Origin of the sequence: Actinomycetospora sp. (genome assembly GCF_036497245.1) — a bacterium.
Lineage (GTDB): Bacteria > Actinomycetota > Actinomycetes > Mycobacteriales > Pseudonocardiaceae > Actinomycetospora.
In genome coordinates this window covers 1-11,592 of the sequence record NZ_DASXJS010000134.1, presented here as the reverse complement: position 1 = coordinate 11,592, position 11,592 = coordinate 1, and the positions used below count along the sequence as shown (strand labels likewise).

The window sequence follows — 11,592 nt, the reverse complement described above, 5'->3', positions numbered from 1 at the left end:
GACACGAGTCACAGGGAGTGGTTCCGGGTGAGGTCGGCATGGACGCGATCGTGGGCAGCGCTGGCGCTGTTCGTCATCGCGCTCACGGTGAGTAGTGCCTGCGCCGGCTCATCGCCCTCGTCCGGCCCAGCCTCCGGAGGCGGCCCCGAGACCACCGTGACCGATGTCCTCGGCCGACAGGTGACGCTGCACCTGCCGTCGTCGCGGATCCTGTTGGGCGGCTCCCGGCTCCTCTACACGACGGCGTTCCTCAACCCGACCGACCCGGCCGCGAACGTCGTCGGCTGGCCGAACGACCTCATGCAGAACGACCCGGACACCTACCAGCGCTACGCCGCGAAGTTCCCGTCGGTGGCGCAGGTGCCGGTCCTCGGTCAGCTGCCCAACGGGTCGTTCTCGGCCGAGGCGGCGATCGAGCAGCGGCCGGACGTCTTCGTCGTGAGCGCCGCGAACTTCCCCGCGGCGCGCGACGCAGGCACCGTCGACCAGCTCGAGCAGGCCGGGATTCCCACGGTGGTCGTCGACTACTTCGTCGACCCGCTCAAGAACACCGTCCCGAGCGTCCAGCTCCTGGGGCGCATCTTCGGCAAGGAGCAGGCGGCCGCAGGCTACGTCGACTGGTACCGGACGACGATGGACCGGATTCGCGCCCGGCTCGACGCCGCGCACCCCGCGCCGACGCCCACGTTCCTGTGGCGCGCGCCGGGCTACTACGACTGCTGCTCGACGTTCGCCCGCTCCAACCTCGCCCAGCTCGTCACGTGGGCCGGTGGGGCCAACCTCGGGGACGAGCTGCTCTCCTCGCCGCAGGGCACGCTCTCGCCGGAGACCGTCCTGAGCCGCAACGAGCCGGTCGTCATCGGCACCGGGGCCGACTGGGTGGCCGGCGCCGCCCAGCCCGACAACGTCGTCAAGCTCGGGTACGACGAGACCCGGCAGGCCGCCCAGCAGCAGCTGCAGACGGTGATCGCGCGCCAGCCCGGCTTCGCTGACCTCGCGGCGGTGAGGAACAAGCAGGTCCACGTCGCCTGGCACCACTTCTACGACTCGCCCTACAACGTGCTCGCCGCCGAGTGGTTCGCGAAGTGGCTGCACCCGGACCTGTTCGGAGACGTCGATCCCGGGACGACCATGACCGATCTCCACCAGCGCTTCCTGCCCGTGCCCCCGGGCGGCACCTTCTCCACGGGGCTCTCGTGAGTGCCTCGGGCGGGCTGGCCGCCCCACCCACCGACGGGCCCGACGACGCCGGGACCACGCAGGCCGCGACCCCGGACCCCGGACGTTCCTACGCCGCGTTGCTCCGCCGACGACGGCTGATCATCGTCGGGCTGCTCCTGCTCGCCGTCGTCGCGTTCGTGGCCACCCTGCTGGTCGGGGCGGGGACGATGACCGTGGGCGAGTTCTGGTCGGCCCTCGTCTCGCCGTCGAGCGTCCCGCGGGTGGACAGCCAGATCGTCTGGAACATCCGGTTGCCGTTCGCGGTGACCGCCGTGGTCGCCGGGGCCTCCCTGGCCCTGGCTGGCGTGCAGATGCAGACGGTGCTGGGCAACCCGCTCGCCGAGCCCTACACCCTCGGGGTGTCCGCGGCCGCCGGCTTCGGCGCCGCGCTGGCCCTGGTCGGCGGCTCGATCGTGCCCGCGGCGGCGTACCTCGGCACGGCGGGCAGCGCCTGGATCTTCGCGATGGTGGCCTGCGGGGTCATCCTGCTGTTCGGCACCCTGCGCGGGGCAGGCACGGAGAGCCTGATCCTGCTCGGCATCGCGATGGTCTTCCTGTTCTCCGCGCTGCTCGCCCTCGTGCAGTACCTCGCCTCCGAGGTCGAGCTGCAGCAGCTGGTCTTCTGGACCTTCGGCAACCTCAACCGCACCACGTGGCCGCAGATCGCGGTCATGGCGGCGGTGCCGGTGGTGCTCATCCCGGTGCTGCGCCGCGCGGCGTGGACGCTCACCGCGTTCCGGCTCGGCGACGACCGGGCCAAGGCGCTCGGCGTGCCGGTGACCCGGGTGCGCGTGCTCGTGCTCTTCGGGGTCTCGCTGCTCGCCGCCACCACCGTGGCCTTCACCGGCACGATCGGCTTCGTCGGTCTCGTCGGACCACACGTCGCGCGCATCCTCGTCGGCGACGACCAGCGGCACATCATGCCCGCGTCGATGCTCTGCGGGGCGACCCTGCTGTGCGGGGCGACCGTGGTGAGCACGGCCATCTCGCCCGGAGTGATCGTGCCGGTCGGCATCATCACGTCGCTGGTCGGCGTCCCGGTCTTCCTCGTCATCGTCCTGTCCACCCGGAGGCGGATGTGGTCCTGAGCCTCGTCGCCGATCAGGTCGGGTTCGCGTACGGGCAGACCCCGGTCCTCACCGGCGCCACCCTGCCCCGTGTCCGCAGCGGGACGGTCACCGCCCTGGTCGGGCCCAACGGCACCGGCAAGTCGACGCTGTTGAAGTGTCTGGCGGGCCTGGAGACCCCCACCGGCAGCGTCCGGGTCGAGGACGCCGACGGCGAACCCGCGGGCCGCCTCGGCGACCACGTCCTCTACATGCCGCAGGACCTGCCGTCGTCGAGCTCGCTCGGCGTCTTCGAGGTGGTCCTGCTCGCCCGGCAGCGACGCAGCGGCGGGACCCGCCGGGTCCCGAAGGAGGCGGTGCGCGACGTCGAGGCGACCCTGCAGCGGGTGGGCCTGGGGGCGCTGGCCATGCGCCCGCTCTCGGCGCTCTCCGGCGGGCAGCGCCAGCTGGTCAGCCTCGCCCAGGCCCTGGTGCGGCGGCCGAGCGTGCTGCTGCTCGACGAGCCGACCAGCAACCTCGACCTGCGCAACCAGCTGCACATCCTCGGCCTCATCCGCGACCTCGCGACGACCGCGCCCGCCGCGGTCGTGGTGTCCGTGCACGACCTGTCGCTGGCGGCCCGCTACGCCGACCAGGTCGCGGTCCTGCACGCCGGCGGGGTCCACGCGGTGGGGCCGCCCGAGGACGTGCTCACCGAGGAGATGCTCCGCGACGTCTACGGCGTGGAGGCCATCATCTCGCGGACGGCCGACGGCACCACGACCGTCGACGCCCGCGGGTTGTCCGAGCAATCCCGGGTGGCCGAGGCGTCCGCCCGACCATGACGGCTTTCATGGCTGCCACATCGGCGAAGGCTGACGGTGGCGGCATGACAGCGAGTCCGATCTTTCGAGCCTCAGGGCGAGGCATCGATCCCCATCGACGGTTCCCGGGGCGGACGTCGTGACCAGCTCGCTCAGCGGGGCCGTGGCGCTGTTCCTCGTCGGGGGAGCGTTCCTGGTCCTCGGCGCGCTCGGCTGGGTGGCCCGTACCGCCCAGCATGCATGTCGGCGTCCCGGCCGGCTCTCCGTCGCGGTGGATCTGCTCATCGGCCTGGCGGCGGTCAGCGAGGCCGCGACCGGGCTCACCGAGCGACCCTTCCTGGCCCTGGCGTGGTCGGCGGGGGCGGCCGTCGCCACCGTCGTCGCGGTGGTGCTGGGCCGCCAGACCCGGCGTCACGCCGTCGGCGCTCCCAGCCCGGACTCCGCGGTCCTGGCTCGGTGACCTCGTCGGACTCGTCGACGACGTCACCGCGGTGCGCGCACTCCGACGCTGGATTCATGGCGGGCGCGTAGTGGCCACCACTTGAACGTGAGATAGAGGGCGCTGACGCCGACCGCCATCGGAAGTTCGATGACGCCAGTGACGGCGAGGGCTCCCGCAGCGAGGTAGACCGGCACGTTGCTGTGCGGGAGCCGACGGCGGAGGCCGTCCACCGCGTCCAGGGCTTCGTCGATGATGAGCACCGGCCGAGGTCCGGATATGACGATCGGGGTGACCGGTTCGCGAAGCGGAGCCGCGGCGGTCGACACGGCCGACTCGGGCATGGGGTCCGCGAGCGGTGTCGCGAGGACGGTCGTGACGGGCTTTGCCTTCTGGTGGCGGGTGGACCTGCGCGGCTTGCGTGGCGCATCCACGTCAGGCCGACCCGAGCTGGGCGTCGAGGGCCCGTTTCACCAGGATCGGCAGGTAGCCGCGGATACGTGCGCCGGCCAAACGCCGAATGATCCGGTCGAGGTGCTCACTCACGATCGATTCGTCGACGCCGCGAGTGGTGTGCCGTTCGATGAGGCGCTGGCGGTGCCGCGCGAACTCGGGGATTCCACCCGGCCGGTCGGTGAGAGAACTCATGGTTCCTCCTCTTCTGCGTCCCGCGGGGGCTGGGCGGGATCAGGACCTCAGTGTGGCCCGCGAAGTGAAGATTGTCAGTGCCCGCACGATCACCAGCTTGCGCGGATGTCTCACAGCTCAGGCACGTCCGGGCGACGAATGGATTTGTGTGAGGCGCATGTACTTTTCATGAGAAACTGCAGGATCTACGAACGAGGCGGACGCCGCGGCCGGTTCTGCGCGATATGGCGATGAGGTGGACCGACGCGTACGCGGCCGCGACCCTGGTCTCGGTCTCCTGCAGGTCCAGCCGTCCCTCGCCCAGAGCGTGTTGGAGCAGGCGAACGGCGTCTCCCCGCTCCGCGTCCGACGCCCGCAGCTGACGCGGTCGACGCGAGGGCCCACCCTCGAGTCCCGATGGGCTGTTGGGTCCGGCGACGTGGGTCGGAGGGCGTTCACCTGCCGATAACCACCGTCACACTAGAAAGGCAGCAGGGAAAAGTCGTAGTGATGCGCTGTTGATCATTCACTGTCGACAACTCGGCCACTGGGCGATCGGGAGAACCGGATGACCGCCACTGTGTTCCTGGTGGTGTCGGTGTTCCTGGCGTGCGTGGTGGAGGCTGTCGAGGCCTTGACGATCGTGCTGGCGGTCGGCACCACCCGGGGGTGGCGCTCGACGCTGCAGGGCATGGCGGCAGGGCTGGCCCTGCTGGCCGTGATCGTGGCGACGTTGGGGCCGGCGCTGACGGTCATCCCGCTGCAGGCGCTGCGACTCGTGGTCGGCGCCCTGCTGCTGATCTTCGGGTTGGGGTGGCTGCGCAAGGCGATCCTGCGCGCGAGCGGGTTCAAGGCGCTGCACGACGAGGCGGCCATTTATGCCCGCCGGATCGGCGAGGCCCGCGATGCCGAACGCACCGGTGGTCGCCTGGTCAGTGACGGGTACGCATTCACCCTGGCGTTCAAGGGGGTGCTGCTCGAGGGACTGGAGGTTGCGTTCATCGTGGTCACGTTCGGCGCCAACCAGGGCAGCATCCCGCTGGCCGTACTCGGTGCAGTGCTGGCGGTGATGGTGGTGACCGTGACGGGAATTCTGGTGCGGGCGCCGCTGGCCCGAGTCCCGGAGAACACCATGAAGTTCGCGGTCGGGATCATGCTGACCTCGTTCGGCATCTTCTGGGCCGCCGAGGGTGCCGGGGTGGCGTGGCCGGGCGGCGACGTCGCGCTGCTCGGGGTCCTGGGTTACGTCGTGATCATCGCGGTTGGCGCCGTCGGGGTGCTGCGCTCGGTCCATCGCCGCTACGAGCCCGCCGGTAGCACCGGGTCACGATCGGTCGCGGGGGACTGATGCGCGCGCTTCGCTCCGTCGTGGCTGGAGTGACCGAGTTCGTCGTCGGCGACGATCCCATCGCTGCGGTCGGGGTCGTCGTGGCCCTCGGTCTGATCGCCGGCCTGGCCGCCGCGGATGTCCAGGCCTGGTGGCTGCTTCCACTGGCCGTGCTCGTCCTGCTGGTCATCACCCTGGCCAGGGCGGTGCGGAACGGCTCCCGCGCGTCATCGCGGCCGCCGTTCGAGCACGGTGGCAGCTGAAGAGTGCAAATCCACGTCGAGCTGTGGCATGAGTTTGCCGGGCGCTAACTATTGTTCTCGGTCCATCCTGTCGGAGTCGGGCCAGGCCCATCCACGATCGGGCGCGCCGCTGTGGCCGCGGTGAATAGCTGTGATCTGCTTCCCGACATGCCGCACGCGTCGGAGTTGGAGATCACCGGTGGCTGGTCGTGCCTCGCGTTGGCTGTGCTGGCGGTGCTCGCCGTGGCCTGGGTCCCCTGGTGGTGGGACGCCTGGTCGCAGCGACGGCTCGGACGAACCGTGACGGTGCTGGTCGCCGTGATGGCGGTGGTCGTCGCTTGCGCCGCCGAGGTCAACCGATTGGGAAGTTTCTATCCGACCCTCGGTGCACTCATCGGGACCTCGTCCGACCCGTCAGGTGGCACGGATGTCGAGGCCGGACAGGATGGGGACCGGCTCGCGGCGACCCGTCCGATCCGGGTATCGCGCAGTCGCGGTGGCCACGGCACCACCGAACACCTCACGCTGACCGGTCGCGCGAGTCACCTGACCCGCGACGTCGATGTGTACCTTCCGCCGGGCTATGACGATCCCGACGCGGCCCTTCGGTTCCCCATCGTCGAGTGGTTCCCGGGCTTCCCCGGCGAGCCCCGCGAGGTCTCTGCGCTGTTCGGACTGCCGGCGATGCTCGACGACGCCATTGCTCGCGATCGGATGCCGCCCACGGTGGTCATCATCCCCGACACGAACGGGGAGCCGCGGTTGAGCCACGACGAGGAGTGCGTGGACGCGGTCGCGGGCCCGGCCGACGACAGGTTCCTCTCGGACGACGTGCGGGGGTGGGCGCTGGCCCGGCTCCGAGTGCGGGCCGACCGGGCCGGGTGGGCCTTGGCGGGCTGGTCGAGCGGCGGGTACTGCGCGATGAACCTGGCGCTGCGCCACCCGTCCTGGTATTCCGCCGCGGCGAGTCAGAGCGGCTACGACAGGACCGCCCTCGACGCCACGACCGGGGACCCATTCGCCGGCCGAGAGGACCTGCGCCAGGGCAACGACGTTTCCGCGCTCCTGCGCGCTCACCCTGTCCCGCTGAGCCTGCTGGTGGCGGCCGGAGCGGCCGAGCGCGACGAGCAGCAAGCCGCTGAACGCATGCGCGCTGCCGCAGCGCCACCAGTCGAGCTGACCCGCCTCACGTTCCCTGGCGGCGGGCATAACACCGAGGCCGTCCGCGCCCAGGTGCCCTCCATTCTGGGGTGGCTCGGCGCGCATCTCGCGGCCCCGGTCGCCCCGGACGACCACCCGGCCGGGACCAGGGTCGACCAGCCTGGCGTTCTTCCCTGGCCCGCCCCCGACCCCGATGAGCCACCGAGCTGATCAGCGCTGAGCGCTGGTGCGCGACAGGTGGATGGCGTCAGGCGCCCAACAACTCCCCAGGGCCGCTCGACCCTCATTCGAGTGAAGTCGTCATGAGCGCCTGATGGTCGGGTGAGCACGCCGGGTCATGTGGTGGTGGCCTGGGAGTGGCTCATCGTTGCCAGAAGCCGGTCAGCGGAGCGGTGTGCGCCGCCGCGCCGAGAGCGGGCAGGCCGTACATGTCCTCGATGGTGCGCAGCAGGGTGTAGTGGTCGGCGCGCCCGCCGATGTCTCCGGGGCGCACCATCGGCCCGACCAGGGTGGTCGCGATGTGGTTCTGGCTGCGGCCGTTGTCCTCGTCGAAGGTGACCACCAGCAGGCTGTTGTGGGTCCGGGCCCATTCCACATAGCCCGACAGATGGTCCCGGGCCCAGGTGTCGCCCGTGGAGACCGGGCAGTCGTGCATGTCGTGGCACATGTCGGGAATGAGGACGCCCACGGTGGGCAGGGCCGCGTAGTCGGCCGGGAACGCGGTCATCGGGGCGTTCGCCGCGGGCGGTGTCGAGGTGAAGTCGACCCAGGGGTTGTGCTTGCGGGCGTACTGCCCGTCCGGGCTCGAGCAGCCGGTGAAGCCTGGTGCGGGGAGGCCCTCCGAGAACCCGGTGAAGCTGAACCCGGCGGCGGTCAGCTGGCTGGCCAGCGTGGGCTGTCCGCCGAGGTCCTGGGGGCACGCGTCGGTGGTCACGCCCTGGGTCCCTCCCGAGAGCAGGGCGATGTAGTCGGGCTGGCTGGGGTGGGTCTCGCCGTGGGCGTCGGTGAGGTTCGCGCCCTCGTGCGCCAACCGGGTCAGGTAGGGGGCCTGCGGGCTGTCGATGATCTGCTCGTAGTCCTTGTTCTCGAACACCACGATCAGGACGTGATCCGGGCGGGGAACCGCGCCGGGGACGCTGGGCACGACCGGTGAGGCCGGTGCGGCGCTGCTCGCGCCGCACCCCGTGAGCAGCATCAGGAGAGCGATTCCGGTGACCGCGGCCAGGAGGCCGGCGCCCGGTCCGGTCCTGGGGCCCGGCACGGTCACCGGATTCCGAACCAGATGAGGCAGGCGGCGCCGACGGCGATGCAGTAGATGCCGAAGGGTCGCAGGGACCGGTTCTCGAAGTACCTGGTCAGGAACCGCACCGAGAGGTAGGCCCCGACGAACGAGAGCAGGCTCCCGACGAGGATCTGGGGGCGGACGCCGTCGCCGAGCGGGCCGGCGAGGTCCCCGAGCTTGAGCATGCCTGCGGCGAGGATGACCGGGGTCGAGAGGAGGAAGGAGAACCGGGCGGCGTCCTCGTGGGAGAGCCCGCGCAGCAGGCCGGTCGCCATCGTCACCCCGGAGCGGCTGATGCCGGGGCACAGCGCCGCGATCTGGGCGGCGCCGATACCGGCCGCGCGCAGCATCGGCATCGCGCCCAGCCGCTCGTCGGAGGCCTCCGCGGCGGTGGCCGGGCCGGCCCCGACATGCATCACCACGGTGCGCCCGGCGGGATCGACACCGTCGTGCCGACCGCCCGGTGCGGGCGGCGTCGCGGCGGCCGGAATGCCGGAGACCGCGCGCCGGCGCATTGTCTCGGCGCCGAGCAGGACCAGTCCGTTGATCACCAGGAAGACCGCGGTGGGGACCGGGCGGGAGAGCACGGTCCGGAAGGTGTGCTCGAGCAGCAGGCCGACGAGGCCGACGGGGATGGTGCCCAGCACCAGCAGCCAGCCCAGCCGCTGCGCGGAGGTGGTGACCTTGCGGCGCACGATGCTGGTGAACAGGCCCCCGATGATGCGGACCCAGTCGCGCCAGAAGAACACCACCAGCGCCAGCGCGGTGGCGACGTGCAGTCCGACGATGAAGGCGAGGTAGGGCGATTCGGGGGCGGAGACGTCGAGGTCCTGCGCCCAACTGCCGCCGATGACGGCGGGCAGCAGCACGCTGTGTCCGAGGCTGGAGACCGGGAAGAGCTCGGCCACTCCCTGCATGGCGCCGATGACGATCGCCTCGAGCCAGCTCAACTGATGGACCACGAACGCTCCTGGATGGGGTGGGGCACGTCGACGACCCCACGGATCGTCGTCAGCGCCCGTGTGACGACGATGAGAACTTCTCCGACAAGGGGTGCCGCGTTCAGCCGAGCCCCGCGAGCAGGTCGTTGAGCGCCGTCGTCTCCGCCGCAGGGTCGGGGCTGCTCGCGCGCAGTGACGTGAGGACGGTGTCGACCTTGCCGTCCACGCGGGTCCAGGCGGCCTCGTCGCGGGCCTGGAGCCGTCCCTGCGCCTGAGGTGTGGCCGCGGCCGAGGTCGAGGAGCCGGTGTCCTGGGCCAGGGCGTCGAGCCGCGCCGCGTAGCCCACCCCACCCAGCACGAGCAGGATCGCGACGACCACGAGGGTCTGGGCGAGCCCGTACCGAGACCGGCCCTCCTGCCTGACGGCCTCGAAGGACGTCGTCCGGGCGTCGACGCCGCCGAGACTCGCGCGGGCGCCGCCGTCGATGACATCCACCCGGCTGAGGCTCAGGTAGGTCACCATTCCGAGGATCGCGACCAGGAACACGATGCTGGTGACCGTGGACCCGACCCCCAGCCCGCCCTGGTCGGTCGGCTGGGCGAGCAGATCCCCGAGCGAGGCGCCCAGCGGGCGGGTCAGCACGTAGAGGATCCAGAACGACAGGACCGGGTGCAGCCCCAGGCGCCAGCCGATCGCGATGACGGCGATGACGGCCATGACGATCGCGGCGGAGACCACGTAGCCCAGGCTCAGTGCCTGGGCCATGAGGTCCCCGGTGGCGGTGCCGAGCGCGAACGTCACGAAGATCGCCAGCCAGTAGAACGTCTCGCGCCGTGTCGTGATGATCGAGTGGATCGACAGGGTGCCCTCGTAGCGGTACCAGGCGACGAACACGATCGCCAGGGCGACCCCGAAGACGACAGAGCTCAGCTCCAGCGGAACTCCGAGGTTGTCGGTGAGGTTGTCGGTGACGAGCGTGCCGAACACGCTGACCAGGGTGACCGTCCCCCAGTACAGGCCCGGAACGTAGGCGCGGGACCGCATCTGCAGGGCCAGAATGATCGCCAGCAGCGCCCCGGTGACGATCGAGGTGCCCGTGAGCCCGAAGCCCAGGGTGGCATTGAGGAAGTCGGCGGCCGTCTCACCGACCGTGGTGCACAGGACCTTGATCAGCCAGAACCAGACGGTGACTTCCGGGACCTTGTTGAGCAACGTCCGCGACGTCGATGCTGAGTGCGCAGAGGGCATGGGCGCGAAGCATCCGAATCGACGATGAGAAGACCATGTGATTTCTCGCCCGAGAACCGTTCACGAGCCACACATCGAATCTGGCGTTCCATCTCCTCGTCGAGTCGTCGTCACGCCAGCTTCCCCGACACCTGGGAGAGGGGTTCGGCGAGGGCGTTGACCCGGTCGGCGAAGGCGCGCCGGGCCTGGTCGTCGACGGCGTCGTAGGTCTTCCAGCCGTTCGGACCCGACGGGTCCTGGTAGGGGCGCAGGGCGGTGACGATGCCGGTGAACCGGGCCTGGAGCTGCTGGTCGAGGGCGGGGTCCTTGGTGGCCAGCGCGGGGGAGAGCAGGCCGAACGCCTTCTGGGCTCCCTCGATGTTCGCCGCGAAGTCGGACAGATCGGTGTGGGAGTAGCGGTCCTCCTCGCCGGTGACCTTCCTGGTCGAGACCTCGTTGAGCAGTTCGCCCGCACCGTTGGCCAGCTCGGCGGGCTGGAACGCCACGCCGGCCACCAGGGTGCGCAGCGAGGCGAGGTCGGCGTCGAGCTTGTCGGCCAACGGGACGAGGCCGGCGGTGGAGTCGGCCTGGTACAGCGACTGCTCGAGGCGGTGGAACCCGGTCCAGCGGACGGGGTCGGGCTCGTCGTCGGCGCGGGCGTCGACCTGCGGGTCGAGGTCGGCGAAGCTCGAGGCCACCGGCTCGATCGTCTCGTAGTGGTAGCGGGCCGGGGCGAAGGCCGCCTTGGCGCCGGCGAGGTCGCCGCGGCGCACGGCGTCGGTGAAGACCTTGGTGCCGGCGACCAGCGCGTCGACCTCGGTGGTCACGTACTGGTGGTATTGCGCGGTCGCGGCGCTCAGCGACGCGTCACCTGCCGGGGCCTGCGCCGAGCCGGTCACGGTGAACCGGGAGTTGTCCTGCGCAGCGCCGGGGCAGTAGGCGAGGTACGTGCCGGGGTCGAGCCGCAGGCTGAAGCTGCTCGACAGACCGGGGGTGACGTTCTCCCTCTCGCCGATGATGCGGCTCTGAGCCTGTAACTCGCCCTCGGTGACCGCGCTCGTGCCGTTGTTGACGACGGTGAAGGTGACCGGCCCGGCGGGCACCGAGGCCGGCTGGGGAGCGCACCCGGCGTCGGAGAGCTCCATCCGGACCTGGGCCGTGCCCGGGTCGGGGGCGGCCCCGGTGCTGCAGGCGCTCACCAGCATCGCCGCCGGGAGGGCGACACCGAGCATCACCGTGCGGGCGCTCATCGGG

14 protein-coding genes are annotated in these 11,592 nt (G+C 71.0%); 7 read left to right on the top strand and 7 right to left on the bottom strand.

Annotated features, from left to right (window positions below; genetic code table 11):
* The first annotated feature begins 156 nt into the window (after nt 1-156).
* From VGI02_RS13865 to VGI02_RS13850, 4 genes are all read left to right on the top strand, one after another.
* A complete protein-coding gene (locus VGI02_RS13865) occupies nt 157-1,200 on the top strand; it encodes an ABC transporter substrate-binding protein (RefSeq protein ID WP_331627972.1) in 1,044 nt (347 codons plus the stop codon).
* A complete protein-coding gene (locus tag VGI02_RS13860) occupies nt 1,197-2,309 on the top strand; it encodes a FecCD family ABC transporter permease (protein ID WP_331627971.1) in 1,113 nt (370 codons plus the stop codon). The genes VGI02_RS13865 and VGI02_RS13860 overlap by 4 nt, the downstream gene beginning before the upstream one ends.
* On the top strand, nt 2,300-3,112 hold the full coding sequence (locus tag VGI02_RS13855; RefSeq protein WP_331627970.1) for an ABC transporter ATP-binding protein: 813 nt from the start codon (nt 2,300-2,302) through the stop codon (nt 3,110-3,112). Before VGI02_RS13860 ends, VGI02_RS13855 begins: the two co-directional genes overlap by 10 nt.
* Before the next feature lie 118 nt (nt 3,113-3,230).
* Nucleotides 3,231-3,551 (top strand): hypothetical protein, encoded by a 321-nt coding sequence (locus tag VGI02_RS13850; RefSeq protein WP_331627969.1) that lies wholly within the window; start codon nt 3,231-3,233, stop codon nt 3,549-3,551.
* Between the two features lie 23 nt (nt 3,552-3,574).
* On the opposite strand, the gene VGI02_RS13845 is transcribed toward VGI02_RS13850, so the two are convergent.
* The 3 genes from VGI02_RS13845 to VGI02_RS13835 form a co-directional block, all read right to left on the bottom strand.
* Nucleotides 3,575-3,964 carry a hypothetical protein gene (locus VGI02_RS13845; protein WP_331627968.1) on the bottom strand — a complete coding sequence of 130 codons (390 nt, stop codon included), beginning with the start codon at nt 3,962-3,964 and terminating at the stop codon, nt 3,575-3,577.
* A 1-nt stretch (nt 3,965) separates the two neighbouring features.
* Entirely contained in the window at nt 3,966-4,178 is a 213-nt protein-coding gene (locus VGI02_RS13840; RefSeq protein WP_331627967.1) for a three-helix bundle dimerization domain-containing protein, read from the bottom strand.
* Nucleotides 4,179-4,344: 166 nt separating this feature from the next.
* Nucleotides 4,345-4,536, bottom strand: coding sequence for a DUF1707 SHOCT-like domain-containing protein (locus VGI02_RS13835; protein WP_331627994.1), 192 nt, complete (start codon nt 4,534-4,536; stop codon nt 4,345-4,347).
* A 189-nt stretch (nt 4,537-4,725) separates the two neighbouring features.
* Between VGI02_RS13835 and VGI02_RS13830 the strand changes: the two genes are divergently transcribed.
* The 3 genes from VGI02_RS13830 to VGI02_RS13820 all read left to right on the top strand — a co-directional run bounded on the left by VGI02_RS13830 (nt 4,726) and on the right by VGI02_RS13820 (nt 7,097).
* Nucleotides 4,726-5,505: a COG4280 domain-containing protein gene (locus VGI02_RS13830; RefSeq protein ID WP_331627966.1), complete on the top strand. Its 780-nt coding sequence runs from the start codon at nt 4,726-4,728 to the stop codon at nt 5,503-5,505.
* Nucleotides 5,506-5,525: 20 nt separating this feature from the next.
* Complete coding sequence (locus VGI02_RS13825) at nt 5,526-5,747, top strand: hypothetical protein (RefSeq protein ID WP_331627965.1); 222 nt, start codon at nt 5,526-5,528, stop codon at nt 5,745-5,747.
* Between the two features lie 111 nt (nt 5,748-5,858).
* Nucleotides 5,859-7,097, top strand: a complete 1,239-nt coding sequence (locus VGI02_RS13820; RefSeq protein ID WP_331627964.1) for an alpha/beta hydrolase — start codon at nt 5,859-5,861, stop codon at nt 7,095-7,097.
* A 151-nt stretch (nt 7,098-7,248) separates the two neighbouring features.
* Here the strand turns inward: VGI02_RS13820 and VGI02_RS13815 are convergent, their stop codons facing one another.
* From VGI02_RS13815 to efeO, 4 genes are all read right to left on the bottom strand, one after another.
* Nucleotides 7,249-8,031, bottom strand: a complete 783-nt coding sequence (locus VGI02_RS13815) for an alkaline phosphatase family protein (RefSeq protein WP_331627963.1) — start codon at nt 8,029-8,031, stop codon at nt 7,249-7,251.
* 119 nt (nt 8,032-8,150) lie between these two features.
* Nucleotides 8,151-9,131, bottom strand: a complete 981-nt coding sequence (locus VGI02_RS13810) for an undecaprenyl-diphosphate phosphatase (RefSeq protein WP_331627962.1) — start codon at nt 9,129-9,131, stop codon at nt 8,151-8,153.
* Nucleotides 9,132-9,231: 100 nt separating this feature from the next.
* Nucleotides 9,232-10,359 carry a COG4705 family protein gene (locus VGI02_RS13805; protein ID WP_331627961.1) on the bottom strand — a complete coding sequence of 376 codons (1,128 nt, stop codon included), beginning with the start codon at nt 10,357-10,359 and terminating at the stop codon, nt 9,232-9,234.
* A gap of 110 nt (nt 10,360-10,469) precedes the next feature.
* Nucleotides 10,470-11,592, bottom strand: a 1,123-nt coding sequence (gene efeO, locus VGI02_RS13800; RefSeq protein ID WP_331627960.1) for an iron uptake system protein EfeO, incomplete at its 5' end; no start/stop codon positions are given.

What these genes read in the sequence shown, in the direction of transcription:
- VGI02_RS13840 (WP_331627967.1), bottom strand. Translation starts at nt 4,178, where the DNA reads ATGAGTTCTCTCACCGACCGGCCGGGTGGAATCCCCGAGTTCGCGCGG.
- VGI02_RS13830 (WP_331627966.1), top strand. Translation starts at nt 4,726, where the DNA reads ATGACCGCCACTGTGTTCCTGGTGGTGTCGGTGTTCCTGGCGTGCGTG.
- VGI02_RS13805 (WP_331627961.1), bottom strand. Translation starts at nt 10,359, where the DNA reads ATGCCCTCTGCGCACTCAGCATCGACGTCGCGGACGTTGCTCAACAAG.